The 19,196-nt window shown below is 72.2% G+C and carries 15 protein-coding genes; 4 read left to right on the top strand and 11 right to left on the bottom strand.

Features of this window, described 5'->3' with window-relative positions; genetic code table 11:
• The first annotated feature begins 180 nt into the window (after positions 1 to 180).
• The gene (locus tag ABZ877_RS30070; RefSeq protein ID WP_361077329.1) at positions 181 to 816 is read left to right on the top strand and encodes a TetR/AcrR family transcriptional regulator; all 636 of its coding nucleotides are present in this window, start codon (positions 181 to 183) and stop codon (positions 814 to 816) included.
• Positions 817 to 993: 177 nt separating this feature from the next.
• Here ABZ877_RS30070 and ABZ877_RS30075 read toward each other — a convergent pair whose 3' ends face one another.
• On the bottom strand, positions 994 to 2,034 hold the full coding sequence (locus tag ABZ877_RS30075; protein WP_361077332.1) for a DUF2510 domain-containing protein: 1,041 nt from the start codon (positions 2,032 to 2,034) through the stop codon (positions 994 to 996).
• Positions 2,035 to 2,264: 230 nt separating this feature from the next.
• Here ABZ877_RS30075 and ABZ877_RS30080 point away from each other — a divergent pair, with 230 nt between their 5' ends.
• Complete coding sequence (locus ABZ877_RS30080) at positions 2,265 to 4,853, top strand: AAA family ATPase (protein WP_361077335.1); 2,589 nt, start codon at positions 2,265 to 2,267, stop codon at positions 4,851 to 4,853.
• Here the strand turns inward: ABZ877_RS30080 and pcaD are convergent.
• The 6 genes from pcaD to ABZ877_RS30110 all read right to left on the bottom strand — a co-directional run bounded on the left by pcaD (position 4,850) and on the right by ABZ877_RS30110 (position 10,384).
• Positions 4,850 to 5,977 carry a 3-oxoadipate enol-lactonase gene (gene pcaD / locus ABZ877_RS30085; protein WP_361077338.1) on the bottom strand — a complete coding sequence of 376 codons (1,128 nt, stop codon included), beginning with the start codon at positions 5,975 to 5,977 and terminating at the stop codon, positions 4,850 to 4,852. The two genes, ABZ877_RS30080 and pcaD, sit on opposite strands and share 4 nt — an antisense overlap.
• A 299-nt stretch (positions 5,978 to 6,276) precedes the next feature.
• A complete protein-coding gene (gene pcaB, locus ABZ877_RS30090) occupies positions 6,277 to 7,587 on the bottom strand; it encodes a 3-carboxy-cis,cis-muconate cycloisomerase (protein WP_361077342.1) in 1,311 nt (436 codons plus the stop codon).
• Complete coding sequence (gene pcaG / locus ABZ877_RS30095) at positions 7,584 to 8,189, bottom strand: protocatechuate 3,4-dioxygenase subunit alpha (protein ID WP_361077345.1); 606 nt, start codon at positions 8,187 to 8,189, stop codon at positions 7,584 to 7,586. The genes pcaB and pcaG overlap by 4 nt, the downstream gene beginning before the upstream one ends.
• 6 nt (positions 8,190 to 8,195) lie before the next feature.
• Positions 8,196 to 8,969 carry a protocatechuate 3,4-dioxygenase subunit beta gene (gene pcaH / locus ABZ877_RS30100; RefSeq protein WP_361077348.1) on the bottom strand — a complete coding sequence of 258 codons (774 nt, stop codon included), beginning with the start codon at positions 8,967 to 8,969 and terminating at the stop codon, positions 8,196 to 8,198.
• A gap of 6 nt (positions 8,970 to 8,975) precedes the next feature.
• Positions 8,976 to 9,626 carry a CoA transferase subunit B gene (locus ABZ877_RS30105; RefSeq protein ID WP_361077351.1) on the bottom strand — a complete coding sequence of 217 codons (651 nt, stop codon included), beginning with the start codon at positions 9,624 to 9,626 and terminating at the stop codon, positions 8,976 to 8,978.
• A gap of 2 nt (positions 9,627 to 9,628) precedes the next feature.
• The gene (locus tag ABZ877_RS30110; protein ID WP_361077354.1) at positions 9,629 to 10,384 is read right to left on the bottom strand and encodes a CoA transferase subunit A; all 756 of its coding nucleotides are present in this window, start codon (positions 10,382 to 10,384) and stop codon (positions 9,629 to 9,631) included.
• A 154-nt stretch (positions 10,385 to 10,538) separates the two neighbouring features.
• Between ABZ877_RS30110 and ABZ877_RS30115 the strand changes: the two genes are divergently transcribed.
• Positions 10,539 to 10,994 (top strand): MarR family transcriptional regulator, encoded by a 456-nt coding sequence (locus ABZ877_RS30115; protein WP_361077457.1) that lies wholly within the window; start codon positions 10,539 to 10,541, stop codon positions 10,992 to 10,994.
• Positions 10,995 to 11,004: 10 nt separating this feature from the next.
• On the opposite strand, the gene ABZ877_RS30120 is transcribed toward ABZ877_RS30115, so the two are convergent.
• Complete coding sequence (locus ABZ877_RS30120) at positions 11,005 to 11,913, bottom strand: DUF3048 domain-containing protein (protein WP_361077460.1); 909 nt, start codon at positions 11,911 to 11,913, stop codon at positions 11,005 to 11,007.
• A gap of 49 nt (positions 11,914 to 11,962) precedes the next feature.
• A complete protein-coding gene (locus ABZ877_RS30125) occupies positions 11,963 to 13,024 on the bottom strand; it encodes an ATP-dependent DNA ligase (protein WP_361077357.1) in 1,062 nt (353 codons plus the stop codon).
• A 92-nt stretch (positions 13,025 to 13,116) separates the two neighbouring features.
• Here ABZ877_RS30125 and ligD point away from each other — a divergent pair, with 92 nt between their 5' ends.
• Positions 13,117 to 14,148, top strand: coding sequence for a non-homologous end-joining DNA ligase (gene ligD / locus ABZ877_RS30130; protein WP_361077360.1), 1,032 nt, complete (start codon positions 13,117 to 13,119; stop codon positions 14,146 to 14,148).
• 28 nt (positions 14,149 to 14,176) lie between these two features.
• On the opposite strand, the gene ABZ877_RS30135 is transcribed toward ligD, so the two are convergent.
• A complete protein-coding gene (locus tag ABZ877_RS30135) occupies positions 14,177 to 16,405 on the bottom strand; it encodes a family 16 glycoside hydrolase (protein WP_361077362.1) in 2,229 nt (742 codons plus the stop codon).
• A gap of 6 nt (positions 16,406 to 16,411) precedes the next feature.
• Complete coding sequence (locus ABZ877_RS30140; RefSeq protein ID WP_361077364.1) at positions 16,412 to 18,925, bottom strand: ThuA domain-containing protein; 2,514 nt, start codon at positions 18,923 to 18,925, stop codon at positions 16,412 to 16,414.
• Positions 18,926 to 19,196: the final 271 nt, after the last annotated feature.

Consider the following 19,196-nt stretch of genomic DNA (forward strand, 5'->3'; position numbering starts at 1 on the left):
GCACCAGACCTCATCGATACGGCACTGTACCGATACGGCACTGTACCGAAACGACGCTGTACCGAAACGCTACGGTACCGATACGCCAGTGTACCGAAACGCCCGCGTACCGGTACACTGGCGTATCGATAGCGAGTGTGTTCTCATCGACACAACCCGCGGAGCGAGAAGTGGAGAGACATGACGGAGCGAGACCCGGCCACCGCGACAGCGCCGACCGCCTCGCGCCGATCGAAGATCACTCCCGAGCGCGCGCAGGAGTTCTACGACGCGGTCCTCGACCAACTGCGCAGGAACGGCTACGACGCCTTGACGATGGAGGGCGTGGCGGCCCAGGCTTGCTGCAGCAAATCGACGCTGTACCGTCAGTGGCGGACGAAACCGCAGCTGGTGGCGGCGGCGCTGCGGGCCGGGCGCTGTACGAAGTTCTCCGCGTGCGACACGGGCAGCCTCGCGGGCGACCTCGTCTCCGCCGCGCGCAACGCGGCGGCGCAGTCACCGCCGGACACGGCGCTGCTGCAGGCCCTCGGGCACGCGGCGCGCCAGGACGGCGAGCTGAAGGTCGCCCTGCGGGAAGCGCTGGTCGAGCCGGAGCTGGCCTCGATCGACGCCATGATCGAGCGGGCCGTGGCGCGCGGTGAGATCGCCGCGGACCACCCCGCGCTGCCGTACGTGGCCGCGCAGCTCTTCGGAGTCATGCGCAGCCGCCCCTTCCTGGAAGGGCGCGACGCGGACGCCGACTACCTGGTCGGCTTCGTGGAGAACGTGCTGATCCCAGGGCTCGGCCTGACCGCTCCGGCGGACCGGGCCACCTGAACGGGAGGCCGCCGGTCGCAGGGATGACCGACCGGCGGTCTGCCCGCGCCGCACCGTGGGGACGGGGGCGGCGCGCACCCCCGGGGCCGGGCGGTTTCCTCCATGAGCGGAGGGGAGACCGCCCGGCCCCAGGTCTGTGCCGGGCCCCTACCGGTCTCCTGCCGAACCCGTGCCGGCTCAGACGTCCTTGCCGTTGCCGCCACCGAGGTCCGCACCGGTGACCTCGGCCTTCTTGATGCCCTTGACGATCTTGTCGATCGCCGTGTTGTCCGGCCCGGCCGCCTCTTCCTTCTTCGTACGCGGCATGTCCACACCTATGCGTACGACGAGGAGCGTCCGCGGGTCGGAGGGCGAGGGGAACGCGACCGACTCGACCCAGGCGTCGATGTTCGACTTGGTGTCCACGTTCCAGCGGACCCGGTACCCCTGTTGCCCGGCGACCGTGACCTTCTCGGAGAGCACCTCGTCGTGCTGGACGACGCCGCCGTAGACCTCACCGCCGTAGGACGCCGTGGAGTTCTTGAGGATGTCCTCCTTGGCCACCGCCTCCGCAGTGGTCCCGTCGAGCTTCAGGCTCTTCGCGGACGCGACGGATGCGCCGCCCTTCACGCAGGTCTGCTTCACGTCGTCGGGGCATTTGTACGGGCCCGTCTGCACGCCAGCCGCGCCCGCGCCGTCGCTGCCCGTCCAGTGGTCGAGGACCGGCAGCGCGACCCCGTTCAGGACGTCGGTGGCGTAGCCCTCGTCGAGCGGCGGCTGCGAGGAGCCGGACGCCTCGGGTGACGGCTCGTCACCGCCGTTGCCGCCGCCCGGACCGCCCTCGGGGCCCTTCGGGCCGCGCGGCCCCTCCGAGGCGGCGCCCACCGTGCCGTTCTTGCCGTCGTCGCCGGAGGTGAGCGCGTAGACCCCGCCGACGACACCGGCGAGCACTACCACCGCGACACCGGCCGCGATCGCGACGCGCGCCCCATTGCGCGGCGTGGACGGCACCTGGGCGGGATAGCCGGGGTAACCCGGGTAGCCGGGTTGGCCGCCGTACGCCGGGTACGCGTTCGGTGCTGTCGGCGCGCCAGGCGCGGTCTGCGGGTACGGCGGCGGGGCCGCGGCGGGCCGGGTCTGGTCCGTCCACCGGCCGCCGTCCCACCAGCGTTCGGTGCGCGGTCCTTCGGGGGGTTGGCCGGGGTCGGGGTACCAGCCTGCGGGAGTCTGCGACGTCATGAACGAAACAGTATGAGGCGTGCCTGAAAAGGGCATGAGAGGGTCCGCGATGCGGTCGGAACCGTTGCCGAAAGTGTTACCGGCCGAAACCTGTCAACCCCGTGGATGCGCCGGCTCCGGCCAAATCCCGCCGGGCTCCCCGACCCCCCACCACGGCGCGGCGTCGCGCATTACTCTCGTGACCAGCACGCCGGCCGATCGGCGTGCACGAACACCAGGAGGGTGCGGGGATGACTCAGGGACGGCACAGCGACGCCGCCTCCGCCGGCCCGCCGTTGTGGGAGCGGGAGTCCGAACTCGGCGTGGCGCTGCGGGCGTTGGACGACCTGTGCGCGGACGCCGCGTCCTCGGGCAGCCTCGTCGTCTACCGGGGCGAGGCCGGCATCGGCAAGACGGCCCTGCTCGGCCGCGTCCGTGAACTGGCGGAGGGCCGCGCCACCGTGTGGTCCGCCCGGGGCGGCGAGACCGTCACCTCCGTCCCGTTCAACGTCGTGCGCCAGCTCCTCCAGCCCGCGCTGCTCGCGCTCTCCGACGAGGAGACCCGCGAGTACTTCGGCGACTGGTACGACATCGCGGGCCCCGCCCTCGGCATAGCCGAACCCACCGGGCGCCAGGCCGACCCGCAGGGCGTGCGCGACGGCCTCGTCGCCGCCGTCTCCCGACTGGCCCGGCTGCACTGGCCGTTGGTCATCCTCATCGACGACGCGCACTGGGCCGACCTGGAGACCCTGGAGTGGCTCGCCGCGTTCGCCGAGCGCCTCGACGACCTGCCCGTCCTCCTCGTCGTCGCCCAGCGCGACCCCGAGAACGACGCCGCGGCCGTCTGCCTGGACGCGGTCGCCGACGCCGCCCGCCCCGGCACGGCCCGCCTGCGCGCCCTCACCCCCGACGCCACCGCGGGCCTCACCCGCGCCACCCTCGGCGACCACGCCGACGACCCGTTCTGCCGCGAGGTGTGGGCGGTCACCGGCGGAAACCCGTACGAGACCGTCGAACTCCTCGCCAAGGTGCAGGACAGCGACCTCAGCCCCGAGGAGGACTCCGCGGGGCAACTGCGCGCGCTCAACAAGTCGGCGCGCGGCCGGGGCCTCGCCGCCCTCCTCGCCGGGCTCAACCCCGAGCAGGCGGGCCGCTGCGCCGAGCGGCTGCGCGCCGCCCGCATCCTCACCGACTCCGTCGACGGCGCGGAGAACGCCCTGGAGTTCGTCCACCCGCTCATCGCCTCCGCCGTCTACGACGCGATCCCGCCCGCCACCCGCACCGCCATGCACGGCCAGGCCGCCTGGGCCGTCACCGCCTCCGGGCACGGGCCCGCCGCGGCCTCCCGCCACCTCCTCGAAGTCCACCCGGACGACGACCCGGAGCTGGTCGAGCAGATGCGCGCCGCCGCCCGCGAACACCTCGCCGTCGGCGCGCCCGACGCCGCACGGCGCTGCCTGGAGCGCGCGCTCCAGGAGCCGCCGCTGCCCGAGATCCGCCCGCACCTCCACTACGAACTGGGCTGCGCCACCCTCCTCACCTCGCCCGCCACCACCATCAGACACCTGGACGCCGCGCTCGACACGACGCCCGGCCTCGTCGGCGACCAGCGCGTCGACGCCGTCTGCCGGCTCTCCCAGGCCCTCGTCCACAACGACCAGCTCGAAGAGGCGCTGCGCGTCATCGACACCGAGGCCGACCTCCTCGAACCCGGCCCCGCCCGGCTGCGCCTGCAAGCCGTCCGCTTCATGTGGGAAGGCATCCACGCGGGCGAGGAGGACTCCCCGGGCCGCTCCCGCGCCCTCGCCAGCCTCGCCGACCAGCTCACGGGCCGGGACAACGCCGAGCGCGTCCTGCTCATCCTGCGCGCCTTCGACGCCATGACCCGCGGGGAGAACGCCGAGGAGGTCATCGAGCGCTGCGACCGCGCCCTCGTCAACCGGCGGCTCGCGCCCGGACTCGGCTGGCTCGACTCCGAATGGGGCTTCGAGGTCCTCACCATGCTCGGCAGCGCCTACCTCTTCGCCGACCGGCTCGACCGCGCCGAGTCCCTGTTCACGGGTGCCGTCCGCGAGTACGAGACGGCCGGCTGGAGCGGCGGCCACCTCTCCCTCGCCCACGCCTTCGTCGGCTACGTGCACCGCAGGCGCGGCCGGCTCACCGACGCGGAGGCGTTCCTGCGCGAGTCGCTGCGCCTCGCCGACCGGGTCGGGCACGGCCTGCCCATGCACTGGGACGCCGCCTGCATGCTCATCGAGACACTGCTCGCCCGCGGCAAGCCCGAGGAGGCGCAGGCGATCGCCGAACGGTACTCGTTCGGGCCGCCCTACCCGTCCACCATCGTGCTGCCCGACGCGCACTCCGTCCGCGGCCGCCTCCTCCTCGCCACCGGCCGCGTCGAGGAGGGGATCAACGAGCTGGAGACCGCCGCCAAGGCCGCCATCGCCCGCGGCGGACACAACACGATCATGGCGCCGTGGGCCTGCGACCTGGCCCGCGCCCTCGCCCCCACCGACCCGCACCGCGCGGCCGAACTCGTCGCGGAGGCCCGCGTCCAGGCCGAGCGGTTCGGCACGGACACGGCGATAGGGGAGGCGCTGCGCTGCGCGGCCGCCCTGGAGACCGGCCAGCGCCAGCTCACCCTGTACGCGAAGGCGGTCACCTACCTCGAAGCGTCACCGTGCGCGTACGAGCACGCCCTCGCCCGGGTCGAGTACGGCATGGCGGCACGCTCGCTCTCGGAGCTCAACCGGGGCCTGACGCTGGCGCGTTCGTGCGGCGCGGACGGCCTGGCGGCGCGGGCGAGGGAGGTCCTGGAGACGGGCAGGGGCCTGCGCTAGTCCTGGCCGCCTTCTTCTTCCAGCACCCGCTGGGCGACGGCGAAGGCGGCGTTCGCGGCGGGCACCCCCACGTAGACGGCGCACTGTTGGAGCACGGCGCCGATCTCCTCGGGGCTGAGCCCGTTGCGGCGCGCCGCCCGTACGTGCATGGCGAGTTCATCGAGGTGGCCGTGGGCGACGAGCGCGGTGAGCGTCACCATGCTGCGCTCGCGCCGCGACAGGGTGGGGTCGGTCCAGATCTCGCCCCAGGCGTACCGGGAGATGAAGTCCTGGAACCGGGCCGTGAACGGCGACTGCCGCGCCTGCGCCCGATCGACGTGCGCGTCACCGAGAACCTCCCGCCGCACCTCCATCCCGAGCGTGGCGTTCTGCCCCAGATGGGTCCGGAGCAGCCCCACCACGGCGTCCGGCCGCTCGGCGACGGCCAGGTGGGAGGCCCCGGCCAGCTCGACGAGTTCGGCGCCGGGCACGGCGTCGGCGATCTCCCGGGCGTGCGCGGGCGGAGTCGCGGGGTCCTCGCGCCCGGCGACGACGAGCGTCGGCACGGCGATGTCCGCGAGCCGTTCCCGCAGATCGAACGCGGCGAGGGCGTCACAGCACGCGGCGTACGCGCCCGGATCGGCGTCCCGGTTGTCCTGGACGAGCCGCGCGACACCGAACCCCGGCGTGAACCATCGCGCCGCGGCCGACTCGGCGACCCCGCCGACCCCGTGCGCCCGCACCTGAGCCGCCCGCTCCTCCCACGCCTCGGCACCACCGAAGTGGGCGGACGAACACAGCACGGCGAGGCTGCCGACCCGCTCCGGGTGATGCACCGCGAGCCACATCCCGACGGCGCCGCCGAGCGACACCCCGGCGTACGCGAACCGCTCGATGCCGAGCGAGTCGGCGAGCGCGAGCACCAGCTCGGCGAGGTCCCCGACGGTGGCCCCGGCCCGGATCAGCCCGGGGTCGGACCCACCGTGCCCCGGCAAATCCCACCGCACGACACGGTGACCGCTGGACAACTCGGGCGCGACCCGGTCCCACAGCGCGAGCGAGGTCCCGAGGGACGGGCCGAGCATCAGCGCAGGCGCGGAGGGCGAACCCTCGGCGCGGTGGTGGAGGAGGGGGGAGTGGGACATGGCGTGACTCCAGCTATAACGGGCTCGGGGTGGGGGTTGTGGTGAGCGGGGCGCGGCGCGGGGCCATCTATGGGAGCCGCCGGGGCGAGAAGTGAGCCGCCGGGGCGGGACGTGCCCGGGGCCGGTGGGTCCGGTTGCCCGCGGGACTGGTGTCTTCCTTCGGGGCCGGGCGCAGAGCCCGGCGGTTCCGAGGGCCCGGCGCCGTTGTCCGGGCCGACACGGAGTCCGCCGGCTGCGGACTCGCCGTCTGCGACCGAACCCCCGCCGGACCCGGCGCCGCAGGAACTCGGCCCCTGTGTTCAGCTGCGTTTCAGCGCCCTGTCCACCAGTTCCGGTGCCGCCCCGGCATACCGCTCCGGGTCCGTCAGCGCGGCCACGTCCACCGTCCTCAGGTGCGGTTCCTCGGCCAGGACGTCGGCGAGGGGGCGGTTCTCCTGCGCGGCCCGGCGCGTCGCGTCACTCAGCAACTCCTTGGCGCGGCCCCTGCCGAGCAGAGAGGCCAGCTCCGCCGACAAGCGCTCGGAGACGATCGCGCCGCCCGTCAGGTCCAGATGGGCGCGCATCACATCGGCGCGCACCACCAGGCCCGTCGTCAGCTCCGCCGCGTCCCGGGCCGCGCCGCCGGTCAGCCGCAGCAGCTCCCGCAGGGTCGTCCACTCGGCGTGCCAGGCGCCGGCGGGGCGTTCGTCCTGTGCCGGCATCGAGCCGTACAGCGTCGCCGCGAGCGCGGGGGCGCGGTGGGCCGCCGCCGTGATCAGCGTGGAGCGGACCGGGTTGGCCTTGTGCGGCATCGCGGAGGAGCCGCCGCCCGAGCCCTCCGCCAGTTCGCCGATCTCGGTGCGGGAGAGGGTCGCCACGTCGACGGCCGGCTTGCCGAGCGCGCCCGCCGTGAACGCCAGCGCGCCCGCCAGGTCCGCCACCGGGGTGCGCAGGACGTGCCACGGCAACAAGGGCGCGGCAAGGCCGAGTTCGTCCGCGTACGCCGGTACCAGGTCCAGCGGAGCGCTCGCCCCGTACGCCTCGAACGCCGCCAGCGTTCCCGCGGCGCCGCCCAGTTGCACCGGCAGCTCCGACCGCACCCTGCGCACCCTGTCCCGCGCGTCCAGGACCAGCGACCGCCAGCCCGCCGCCTTCAGGCCGAACGTCGTCGGCACGGCGTGCTGCGTGAGGGTGCGGCCGGGCATGACCGTGTCCCGGTGGGCGGCGGCGTGCCGGGACAACGCCTCGGCGGTGCGGTCCAGTTCGGCCAGGATCTCGTGGAGGCCGCGCGCCGCGACCAGCATCAGCGCCGTGTCCAGGATGTCCTGGCTGGTGGCGCCGCGGTGCACGTACGGCCCGTGCTCCGGGGCGACGGCCGCCGTCAGGTCGGCGACCAGCGGGATCACCGGGTTGCCGCCGGTGCGGGCCCGCCGGGCGAGGTCGCGCAGGTCGAAGGAGGACGCCACCGCGGCGGCGGTCACCGCGTCGGCCGCCGCGGCGGGCGCGAGGCCGAGCGACGCCTGGGCCCGCGTCAGGGCGGCCTCCGCGTCCAACAGGGCTTGCAGGAAGGCCGCTTCGGAGGTCGTGCGCTCCGTGGGCGCGTCCTCCGTGCCGGGGTCGAACAGACTCACATGTACTCCAGGAAGACCGTCTCGTCCTCGCCCTGAAGGCGGATGTCGAAACGGTACGTGCCGCCCGGCTCCTCCCGTGCGACCAGCGTGTCGCGCCGCGCGCCGTCGAGCCCCGAGAGCAACGGGTCGGCGGCGAGCGCCGCGTCGTCGCCGGGCAGGTAGATCCGGGTGAAGAGGTGGACGAGGAGGCCGCGCGCGAACACGCAGACGCTCAGGTACGGCGCGGCCACGCCCCGCGCGCCGGGCCGCAGCGTGCGTACGTACCAGTGCCCGTCGGCATCGGTCTGGACCCGGCCCCAGCCGGTGAACTCCACGCCGTTGCGCCCGAGGAACCCGCCGCTCGCCGGGTCGCGCCGCATCGAACCGTCGACCCGCGACACCTGCCCGGCGGGGTCGGCGCCCCACACTTCGAGGAACGCGTCCGGCACCGGCCTGCCCGCGCCGTCGTACACGTACCCCCGCACGGTGACCGTGTCCGGATGCCCGACGGGCGCGATGTCCTCGCCGCCGGGAAACGGCAGCGCGTACCCGTAGAACGGCCCGACGGTGTGCGACGGAGTCGGCGGCACATCGCCCGCCCCGCTCGTGTCGATCTTCGTCATGGCTGGTCAGCGCCCTTCTTCGCGCCACGTGGCGGACGGCCCGTCGAGCACGATGTCCCAGTGGTAGCCCATCGAGAACTCCGGTACGGACAGGTCGTGGTCGTACGTCGCGACGAGGCGCCGGCGCGCGGAGTCGTCGGTGACGGACTGGATGATCGGGTCGTGGGGGAAGAGCGGGTCGGCGGGGAAGTACATCTGCGTCACGAGTCGCTGTGTGAACGCCGTGCCGAAGACGGAGAAGTGGATGTGCGCCGGGCGCCAGGCGTTGACGTGCTGGCCCCACGGGTACGGGCCCGGCTGGATCGTCGTGAAGCGGTAGCGGCCCTCGGCGTCCGTGAGGGTGCGGCCGACGCCCGTGAAGTTGGGGTCGAGCGGCGCGGCGTGCTGCTCGCGCTGGTGGGCGTAGCGCCCGGCGGAGTTGGCCTGCCAGACCTCGATGAGCTGGCCGCGCACCGGGCGCCCGGCCCGGTCGAGGAGGCGCCCGGAGACGGTGATGCGCTCGCCGAGGGGTTCACCGGTGTGCTGCCGGGTCAGGTCGTTGTCGGTCTCGGTGATGTCCCGTTCGCCGAAGGCGGGCGACGCCAGCTCGACCAGCTCGGGGTCCTTGGACACGTCGATGGCGACGAGCGGCCGCTTGGGGTGGCGCAGGACGGAGGAGCGGTACGGGGCGTAGTCGCGGCGCGGATGGTGCTCGACGGGCGCGCCCTCGGCGACCCGCTTCTCGTAGGCGGCGTGCGCGGCCGCCATCTCCGCGTCGATGTCGTGCTGGGTGAGAGCCATCGTCCTCTACCGTTCCCTGCGGGTTTCCGGGACGCGGACCGGCGCCGCCGTCTTCGCGAGCAGCTCGGCGGTGCCGACGCCGGGCGCCAACTCGACCAGTTCCAGGCCGTGTTCCGTGACGTCGAGCACGGCGAGGTCGGTGATGACCCGGTCCACGCAGCCCTTGCCGGTCAGCGGCAGCGTGCACTCCTCGACGAGCTTCGGCGCGCCGTCCTTCGCGGTGTGTGCCATGGTGACGAGGACCGTACGGGCGCCGTGCACGAGGTCCATCGCCCCGCCGATCCCCGTGATCATCTTGCCGGGCACGGCCCAGTTGGCGAGGTCGCCGCGGGCGGAGACCTGCATCGCGCCGAGCACGGCGACGTCGATGTGGCCGCCGCGGATCATCCCGAAGGAGAGCGCCGAGTCGAAGAACGCGGCGCCGGGCAGGACGGTGACCGTCTCCTTGCCCGCGTTGATCAGGTCCGGGTCGACGGCGTCCTCGGCCGGGTACGGCCCGGTGCCCAGGATGCCGTTCTCGGACTCCAGGATCACTTCCACGTCGCCGGGGAGGTGGTTGGGGATGAGGGTGGGCAGGCCGATGCCCAGGTTCACGTACTGTCCGTCGCGCAGCTCACGCGCCGCGCGCGCGGCCATCTGCTCCCGTGTCCACGCCATGCTCAGGCACTCACCGTTCGCTTCTCGATGCCCTTGTCGGCCGCCTGCTCGGGTGTGAGCGCCACGACCCGCTGCACGAAGATCCCCGGCAGATGCACCGCGTCCGGCTCGATCCCGCCGGGCTCCACCAGCTCCTCCACCTCCGCGACGGTGATCCTTCCGGCCATCGCGGCGAGCGGGTTGAAGTTGCGGGCCGCCTTGTTGAAGACGAGGTTCCCGTGCCGGTCGCCCTTGGCTGCCCGTACGAGGGCGAAGTCGGTGCGGATGGCGTGTTCGAGGACGTACTCGGTGCCGTCGAACTCCCGCACCTCCTTGGGCGGCGACGCCTTCGCGACCCCGCCCGCGCCGTCGTAGCGCCAGGGCAGCCCGCCGTCCGCGACCTGGGTGCCGACGCCCGCCGGGGTGTAGAACGCGGGGATCCCGGCGCCGCCCGCGCGCAGCCGCTCGGCGAGGGTGCCCTGCGGGATCATCTCGACCTCGATCTCACCGGCCAGGTACTGCCGGGCGAACTCCTTGTTCGCGCCGATGTACGAGCCGGTGACCCGGGCGATGCGGCCCGCCGAGAGCAGGACGGCGAGACCCGACTCCATGGCGCCGCAGTTGTTCGACACCACGGACAGACCGGTGGTGCCCCGCTCGCGCAGCGCGGAGATCAGTGCGTTCGGCACGCCGCTGAGGCCGAAGCCGCCGACGGCCAGGGACGCGCCGTCCCCGATGTCCGCGACCGCCCGCGCGGCGGAGGCCATCACCTTGTCCATGTCCGCCGGCCCGTCTCTCTCGTCTGGGGAGGAGGTCTCGCGAAATGCTCAGCGCACTGAGTACCTCGTCGAACGGCCCACACGTTGCCATCGCCCCACGGGCCCGTCAAGGGTCTAAGATCGCTCAGTACACCCACAGTTCGGAGGGATGCAGATGGCCGCGGTGGATCTGGCCACCCACCCCGGGCACCTCGCCCGGCGACTCCAGCAGGCGCACCACCTGCTGTGGAACACGATGGTCTCGGAAGAGATCACCTCGCCGCAGTTCGCGGTCCTCAACACGCTCGTCGCCGAGCCGGGGCTCGACCAGCGCACCGTCGGCGAGCGCGTCGGGCTCGACCGGTCCACGATCGCCGAGGTGATCAGCCGCCTCACCCGGCGCGAGCTGCTTGAGAAGGAGCGGGACCCGGGCGACGGGCGCCGCTGGCTGCTGCGGCTGACCCCGGAGGGCGCGCGCACGCACAAGAAGCTGACCGTCCGCACCGCACGCATGAACCAGGTCTTCCTGGCCCCGCTCAGCGGCGCCGAGCAGGCGATGTTCTTCGATCTGATGCAGCGCGTGGCGGACGCGGCGGAGAGCCTGCGCAACCCGGCGGAGAGCCACGTGTAGCGCCTCGGGCCTACCTCTTCGCGAACACCACCCACACCTGCCCCGGCGCGAACGCGAGCGGCTGACCGTCCGCCGTGAACGCCGTGCCGTCCGTCGCCGTCGGCCGCTGCCACCGCGCCTCGTACGCCCGCCCGTCCCGCAGCACGACGGCCCGCCCGGAGCCGACGGTGCGCGACAGCGGCGACGTGGCGCCGAACTTGTCGTGGAAGCGGGAGTCCTGGACGTCGACGTACTGCACGACGACCGTCGCCGCCGCGAGCCGCGTCCCGCCCGCCGTCACCGCCGCGCTCCCGTCCATGCTCACCAGCCAGCGCCTGCGCTGTGCGGACCAGTCGAAGGTGAACCGGGCCGAGGGGAAGCGCACCGTCCGCGCCGTCTCCGGCCGCCCGCCCTCGGGCACCCGTGCCGCGAACCGGAAACCGGCCGCTTCCCCCGCGCCCGCCCCCGTGGCGAGCCCGCCCAGCGTCGCCGGGCGCAGGAAGAGATTGTGCGGGGCGGGCTTCTCACCGCCCCGGAAGTACGCGCCGCCGCTCGCCCCGGCCGGCATCGCCCGCAGCGGTGCCGCGTCGATCAGCGGCTGGAGTCTGCCCTGGGCGCCGGAGTACGCGAGCGTCGGGCGCTCGAACTGGCGCAGCAGCTCCAGATCGGTCTCGCGGGCGCTGCGCACCGGCCCCACCACGGGCGGGAGCTTCGAGCCGAACACCGCCATCAGGCGGCTCAGACCGCCCTCCACCTGCTCGGCGTACACGATGTCGGCGGCGTCGATGCCCGTCTGCGGGCGGGCCGCGCCCACGTTGTCGATCTTCACCGCGAGGAGCGGCGAGTCGCGCGCCGGTCCGTTCCCGTCGGGCGGTGTCGTGGGCTTGCACGCCGCCACGACCACCCCGAGCGCGCCCGCGACGAACCCGCGCCTCGCCATCCTGTTCGCGTCCACGGCCCCTGCATACCCGCCCGGGGGCCACCCCAAGTCAGCGCAGCACGTCCGCCAGGTCGAACTTCACCGGCTCCTCCAGTTGCGCGTACGTACAGCTCTCCGGGGTCCGGTCCGGGCGCCAGCGCTTGAAGCGGGCCGTGTGCCGGAACCGCGCCCCGTTCTCCATGTGGTCGTACGCCACCTCCGCGACCCGCTCGGGGCGCAGCGCCACCCACGACATGTCCTTCTTGCCGGTCCAGCGGCTCGGCGCGCCCGGCATCCGGGACGCCTCGTGCGCCGCGTCGTCCGTCCACGCCGCCCAGGGGTGGTCGTCGGCGGGGTCCATGCGCAGCGGCTCCAGCTCCGCGACCAGCTCGGCCCGGCGCTTCATCGTGAACGCCGCGCAGACCCCGACGTGCTGGAGCGTGCCCGCGTCGTCGTAGAGCCCGAGCAGGAGGGAGCCGACGACCGGGCCACTCTTGTGGAGGCGGTACCCGGCGACGACGCAGTCCGCCGTCCGCTCGTGCTTCACCTTGATCATGGCGCGTTCGTCGGGGCGGTAGCGCAGGTCGAGGGGCTTGGCCACGATGCCGTCGAGCCCCGCGCCCTCGAACTGGTCGAACCAGCGCCCCGCAAGGTCGGCGTCGGTCGTCGCGGGCGCCACATGGAGCGGCGGCGAGGTGTCCGCGAGCGCCTCCTCCAGGCGCCGCCTGCGCTCGGTGAGCGGCGCGCCCATCAGGGACTCGTCGCCGAGGGCCAGGACGTCGAAGGCGACGAAGGACGCCGGGGTGCGCTCGGACAGGGTCTTCACGCGGGACGCCGCCGGGTGGATGCGCTCGCTGAGCGCGTCGAAGTCGAGCCGCCCGTCCCGCGCGACGACGATCTCCCCGTCGAGCACGCACCGCTGCGGAAGCCGCTCGGCGAGCGCCGCCACCAGCTCGGGAAAGTACCTGGTCAACGACTTGGTGGAGCGGCTGCCCAGCTCGATCTCCGGGCCGTCGCGGAAGACGATCGCGCGAAACCCGTCCCACTTCGCCTCGTAGTGCATCCCGGCGGGCAGCTTGGCGGCGGACTTGGCGAGCATCGGGCGGACCGGCGGCATGACGGGAAGATCCATGACGCCGATTCTGTCCCGTATGCCCGCCTGCTGCTATATGAACAGTTAGCGCCCGGTATGCGGTTTACGTCCCCTCCGCCTAGCGTGGGTCCATGGTCAGCAAGGGCGCGGCGGTGGAGCTGGAAGCGGGCGGGCGGACGGTGCGGCTGTCCAGCCCCGACAAGGTGTACTTCCCTGAGGGCGGCGCGTCGGGGTACACGAAGCTGGACGTAGCGCGGTACTTCCTGTCCGTCGGCGACGGCATCCTGCGCGCCCTGCGCGACCGGCCCACCACCCTGGAGCGCTACCCGGAAGGCGTCACCGGCGAGTCCTTCTTCCAGAAGCGCGCCCCGAAGAACCTGCCCGACTGGACGCCGACCGCCACCATCGCCTTCCCCTCCGGGCGCACCGCCGCCGAGATGTGCCCCACCGAGGTCGGCGCCGTGCTCTGGGCCGCCCAGTACGGCACCCTCACCTTCCACCCCTGGCCGGTGCGGCGCGGCGACCTCGACCACCCCGACGAACTCCGCATCGACCTCGACCCGCAGCCCGGCACCGACTACGCCGACGCCGTGCGCGCCGCCCACGAACTCCGCGCCGTCCTCGACGAGTTCGGCGGCCTGCGCGGCTGGCCCAAGACCTCCGGCGGGCGCGGCCTGCACGTCTTCGTGCCCATCGAGCCGCGCTGGACCTTCACCCAGGTGCGCCGCGCCGCCATCGCGGTCGGGAGGGAGCTGGAGCGCCGGATGCCGCAGGCCGTCACCACCGCCTGGTGGAAGGAGGAGCGCGGCCAGAAGATCTTCGTGGACTACAACCAGACGGCCCGGGACCGCACCATCGCCTCCGCCTACTCCGTCCGCGCCCGCCCGCACGCGCCCGTCTCCGCCCCGCTGACCTGGGACGAGCTGGACGACGCCGAGCCGCGCGACTTCGACATCGTCACCATGCCCAAGCGGTTCGCCGAGGTCGGCGACCTGCACGCGGGCATGGACGACGAGCACCACTCCCTTGAGGCGCTCCTCGAACTCGCCAACCACGACGAGCGCGAGCGCGGCCACGGCGACCTGCCGTACCCGCCCGAGTACCCGAAGATGCCGGGCGAGCCGAAGCGCGTACAGCCGAGCCGGGCCAGACACGAGGACTGACCCGGCTCGGTTCACGTACCCGCCGTGGCTACGGCAGTTCCTTCACACGGACGTCCCGGTACGAGACGACGTCCGACGTGCTGTGCACCTGGAGCCCGATGTAGCCGGAGGAGTAGCGCCGGCCGTCGGTGCCCGGGTCGTCCGACCGGGGCGGCTCGAAGACCTGGCCGCTGGTGTTGTCGAACTCGTTGAGCAGCACACCGTTGCGGTAGATCGAGTAGTGCTGGTCGACCACCTTGACCTCGTAATCGTTCCACGTGCCCTTCTGGGTGACGCCCGCGCCCGCGAGGCCGACCCGGTCGAAGCCGTAGACCGAACCGGTCTTGTACATGTCGCCGTCGGGCCGGTCGAGGACCTGGATCTCATGCCCGTACTTGATGGCGACCCACTCGGGGCGGGACTCCTCCGGGTGGTCGTGGACCCACGGGAAGCGGACGAAGACACCGCCGTTGGCGTTGCCGGTGCCCGGGGCGTCGTCGCGCCACTGGAGCTTCAGCGAGTAGTTCGCGTACTTGCGCTGCGGGAACCAGAGCATGCCCATGCCGTCCACCGTCCTGCTGCTGGTGATCGACCCGTCGGCGTTGAGCGTGAACCTGCCGCCGCCGACCTGCTCCCACTTCGCGAACTGCTCCTGCGAGCCGTCCAGGATCTTGGTGTAGCCGTCGGTCTGGCCCGGCTTGCCGATCTCGGACTGCTTCGCCGCCTTGTTGATCTTGTTGTACTCGCGCTGGTCGATGGCGCCGTCCTTGAGGAGCCTGTCGGTGACCGTCTTCACGTGCTTGACGAACAGCGCGTGCGACGACCAGTCCTTCTCGTCCTCGATCAGCTCACCGATGCGGCAGCGGTTGTTGGTGACCCGGTTCGGGATGCCCGTGTCGGTGGTGCCCACGAACACCGTCGTCCGCTCGTCGTACTCCGGGCAGTTCGGCGCGGGGACGCCACCGCCCGAGGCGACCGCGAAGACGAAGAGCTGCGCCTGCGAGGCGTTCCCTGCCTTGTCGGTCGCGCGGTAGGAGACGGAGTGCGCGCCGACCCGGTCCACCACCACGGGGGCGGTGTAGGCGAGGTAGGGCCCGCCGTCGAGCGAGTACTCGATCTTCTCGACGCCGGATTCGTCGTCCGTCGCCGTCACGGTCAGCTTCGCGTTGTTGATGTACGCGCCGTCGGAGTTCTTGTTCCCGGTGACCGAAAGGGACACCGTCGGCGCCGTCGTGTCCTGGGCGGGCGGCGCCACGACCGTGAAGTCGACGGACTTCTCGGCCGCCCGGTTGCCCGCCTTGTCCGTGGCCCGGTAGCGCACCTTGTACGTGCCCGGGTCGTGGACCATGACCGGCGCGGTGTACGGCTGCCAGGCGCCGTCGGCGCCGACCGCGTACTCCACCGTGTTGACACCGGAGCCGGTGTCCGAGGCGGATACCGTCACCGTCGCCATGCCGACGTACGCGCCGGAGGCGTCCTTGTCACCGGTCACGGTCGCCGAGGTCTCCGGCGCCGTCGTGTCGTTCGTGTCGGGTGCGACCACCGTGAAGGCCAGGGACTTCTCCTCGGAGGCGTTGCCCGCCTTGTCGGTCGCCTTGTACGTCAGGGTGTGCGCGCCGACCTGGTTCACGACGACGGGCGCCGTGTAGGGCGTGTAGGCGCCGCCGTCGAGCGCGTACTCGATGCGGTCGACGCCCGAGCCCGCGTCGGTCGCGGTCACGGTGACCGACGCGGAGCCGACGAACGCGCCGTCCGCGTTGGTCTGCCCCTCCGCCTTCGCCGACGTCTCCGGCGCGGTGGTGTCGTCTCCGCCACCGCCGTCCGTCACCACCAGCACACCCTGCATGGAGAGGTGGCCGGGGATCGTGCAGTGGTAGCGGTACTTGCCGGGGGAGAGGGTGACCTCGGCGGTGTGCTTGCCGCCCTGGTCGTCGTTGGGGTTGGCCATGATGTTGAGCGGCACGTCGTTGTTGTACTCGGGGTCCGACACGTCGAACGTCAGCGTGTGCGGCATCCCCATCGTGTTGCCGGTCGCCGCGCTGTTCTCGAAGACGATCGTCGCCTTGCCCGCGACCGCCGTCTGCGGCGCCGACGTGTACTTCGTGATGTCGTCACCGGCCGTCCAGGTCAGCACCTGCTCGGCCGCTGCCCCTGCATTCGAGGCCGCCGGGGCCGCCGTGGCGGCGGGCAGTGCGCCGAGCCCGAGGCACATGAGGACGGCGGCGAGCAGAGCGGTCAGCACCCTGTGTCTGCGCAGTGCGTATGGAGGTGTTCGCATGAGGGATCAGCCCTTCCCGACCAGCTGGTCGGCCGCCGGAGTCGCCTCGCCGCCGGTGTACGTGACCTTCCACAGCGCCGACTTGGAGTCGGAGGTGAAGAAGCCGCGCCCGTAGTCGAGGACGTACAGAGCACCGTCGGGACCGAACTTCCAGTCCATGAGGTTCTTGATGCCGTCGTTGCCGACCGGAATGATCTTCTTCAACGACTCGGAGTGGACCGGGATCGACCCCTCCCCGTGCGTCTTCGGGTCGGTGAGAACGGCGTTGCGCGGCTGGTCGGCGTCGTAGAAGTCACCGACGAACCACTTGCCGTCCCAGTAGCTCGGCCACTTGTCCGCGTTCGGGATCGACGCGTCGTAGCGGTAGACGGGACCGTCCATCGCGGCCTGGCCGCCACCCTTCAGCCACGGAAGCAGGTACTTGGCCTCGGACTGCTTGTACGACGGGACGCCGTTGGCGTCGCGCGGGAAGTCCGGGGCGCCGCCCTGCGGCGAGTACCAGATGTTGTTGCCGGTGACCGGCGGCAGGTTGACGAGACCGTCGTTGTTCGGCGACTCGTTCTTCGGGTGGTCGCAGTCGTACCAGCCGAGCGGCTTCGTCGGGTCCGGCAGATTGCGGTCGCGGTAGGGCTGCTTGTTGCCCATGCAGTACGGCCAGCCCCGGTTGGACGCCTTGGTGATGACGGCGAACTGGTCGTACTTGGCCGGGCCCCAGGTCGTCGACGGCGCGCCGGCGTCCGGGCCGACCCAGCCCGCGTACAGCGTGTCGGTCTTCTTGTCGACGGAGATGCGCGCCGGGTTGCGGACACCCATCACATAGATCTCGCCGCGCGTCTTGCCGCCGCCCTCGGCGGTCTCCTTGCCGGTGAAGAGGTTGCCCTCCGGCAGGGTGTACGTGCCGTCGGCCTCCGGGTGGATGCGCAGGATCTTGCCGTTGAGGTTGTTGGTGTTGCCTGCGGTGCGGCGCGCGTCGGCGAAGGAGACGCCCTTGTAGTTCGGCTGCGGGTTGTTGCCCGAGTACCCGTCGCTGAACTGCGAGGAGTTGTTGTCACCGGTCGCGATGTACAGGTTGCCCTTGGAGTCCCAGGCCATCCCGCCGCCCGCGTGGCAGCAACTGTGGACCTGGACGGGCCACTTGAGCAGCACCTTCTCGCTGCTCATGTCCAGCTTGTTGGTGGCCAGGTCGAGCGTGAACCGGGAGACCCGGCGCTCGGCCAACTGCTTGTCCCGGTCGAGCCCCGAGTGCGGCGTGTAGTGCAGGTACACCCACCCGTTCTGCTCGAACCTCGGGTCCAGCTCGATGCCGAGGAGCCCTTCCTCGACCTTGACCAGCTCGTCACCGCCGCCCTTGTTGCCGAAGACGGTGAGGGCGCCCGCGAGGGTCACCTTCTTGGTCTTCGGGTCGTAGACGTGGATCTGCCCGGTGCCCTTGCCGACGTCCGGGTTGTTCCAGTCGGTGATCACCGGCTGCGAGGAGTCGGCGCCGCCGCGGCCGATGTAGAAGATCCGCCCGTCGGGCGCGGCGACGAGCCCGTGCGGCTCGCCGATCTGGTCGTTCTGGCCCGCCTTGTTGGGCTGGGTCAGCCGCTCCGCCTTGTAGTTGGCATTGATCGCGGCCTTGCAGTCGGCACGCACGATCCGCGACGTCCACAGCAGCGCCCCGCGCAGGTGGTCGCGGAAGTCCGTCTCGTCGTACGAGGCGACGGTGCCGCCCATCCCGGTGTAGAAGGAGCGCCCGCCGTCGTAGTCACGGCACCACGAGACGGGGTGGTCGGCGCCGTTCGCGCTGTCGCCCGGCTTGTACGTGGTCTCGTTGACCCGCGCGACCGTGTGCACGTCCCCGGACGGGTTCTTCACCCAGTTCAGCCACTGGTCGGGGCGCTTCCACTGCACCGGCAAATTCTTCGTCGCCGGGTTCTGCCGGTCGCCGACCTCGACGGTCGCGCGCTGCACGGCCGTCGGCGAGGAGACGGCGGGCCGCGCCCCGATCAGCCCGGTGAACCAGTCGGAGTACGGTTCGGCGCGCGCCGCGTCGTGGATGCCGACGAAGCCGCCACCGGCCTCCATGTACGCCTCGAGACCGGCCTCCTGGTCGGGGTCGAGAACATCCCCGCCCCCGGTCAGGAAGACGATCGAGTTGAACCGGCCCAGCTTCTTCTCGTTCGTGAACACGGAGGCGTCGTCGGTCGCCGTGATCGTGAACTGCTGGCCCACGGGTCCGGACTGGCCGATCTTCTCGATCGCCTCGATGCCCGCGTTGACCGTGGGCGACTCGTCGCCGCCGGCCGCGGACCCGTAGAAGACGAGGACGCGCGGGGACGCGGCGCCGGGCGGCGACTTGATGGACATCGTTGTCAGGGACAGGTCCGGGGCCGGGCGCGCGCTGGCGGCGGGTCCGCTCAGCAGCCCGGCGCCGAGGGCGCCCGCCGCGACGCCGACCGCCCACAGGCGACCGCGTCTGCTCCTGCTCGCTCTGAACTCCCGTACGGGCAACGGCTTCTGATGCGGTAACCGCCGCATGTGCTCACCCACTCCTCATAGGACACGGACAGCGCGGTGAAAGCTAGACCTCTTTGCGCGGTTCGCCAATAGGTATGACCGGGATTCCACAAACTTTGTCCTGAGTGTGGATAAACGAAGATCACCTGGCTACCGTGCGAAGCGCGACGCTCACTGCGACAGAAAAGCCCGTACGAGGGTGGGGAGTTGGCTGTGACGACAGACCGCGACGAAGTGCACGGGGCGAACGAGCCGTCCCGGGCGAGTGACCAGGACCGGCGCGCCCTGAGCC

It is taken from the genome of Streptomyces sp. NPDC046939 (assembly GCF_040644575.1).
GTDB lineage: Bacteria > Actinomycetota > Actinomycetes > Streptomycetales > Streptomycetaceae > Streptomyces.

Coding starts and splice junctions, on each gene's coding strand:
- ABZ877_RS30105 (WP_361077351.1), bottom strand. CDS start 9,626: ATGGCGTGGACACGGGAGCAGATGGCCGCGCGCGCGGCGCGTGAGCTG.
- ABZ877_RS30140 (WP_361077364.1), bottom strand. CDS start 18,925: ATGCGGCGGTTACCGCATCAGAAGCCGTTGCCCGTACGGGAGTTCAGA.
- ABZ877_RS30125 (WP_361077357.1), bottom strand. CDS start 13,024: ATGGATCTTCCCGTCATGCCGCCGGTCCGCCCGATGCTCGCCAAGTCC.
- pcaH (WP_361077348.1), bottom strand. CDS start 8,969: ATGGCTCTCACCCAGCACGACATCGACGCGGAGATGGCGGCCGCGCAC.
- ABZ877_RS30135 (WP_361077362.1), bottom strand. CDS start 16,405: ATGCGAACACCTCCATACGCACTGCGCAGACACAGGGTGCTGACCGCT.
- ABZ877_RS30080 (WP_361077335.1), top strand. CDS start 2,265: ATGACTCAGGGACGGCACAGCGACGCCGCCTCCGCCGGCCCGCCGTTG.
- ABZ877_RS30115 (WP_361077457.1), top strand. CDS start 10,539: ATGGCCGCGGTGGATCTGGCCACCCACCCCGGGCACCTCGCCCGGCGA.
- pcaG (WP_361077345.1), bottom strand. CDS start 8,189: ATGACGAAGATCGACACGAGCGGGGCGGGCGATGTGCCGCCGACTCCG.
- ABZ877_RS30120 (WP_361077460.1), bottom strand. CDS start 11,913: ATGGCGAGGCGCGGGTTCGTCGCGGGCGCGCTCGGGGTGGTCGTGGCG.
- ABZ877_RS30070 (WP_361077329.1), top strand. CDS start 181: ATGACGGAGCGAGACCCGGCCACCGCGACAGCGCCGACCGCCTCGCGC.
- pcaD (WP_361077338.1), bottom strand. CDS start 5,977: ATGTCCCACTCCCCCCTCCTCCACCACCGCGCCGAGGGTTCGCCCTCC.
- ABZ877_RS30110 (WP_361077354.1), bottom strand. CDS start 10,384: ATGGACAAGGTGATGGCCTCCGCCGCGCGGGCGGTCGCGGACATCGGG.
- ABZ877_RS30075 (WP_361077332.1), bottom strand. CDS start 2,034: ATGACGTCGCAGACTCCCGCAGGCTGGTACCCCGACCCCGGCCAACCC.
- ligD (WP_361077360.1), top strand. CDS start 13,117: ATGGTCAGCAAGGGCGCGGCGGTGGAGCTGGAAGCGGGCGGGCGGACG.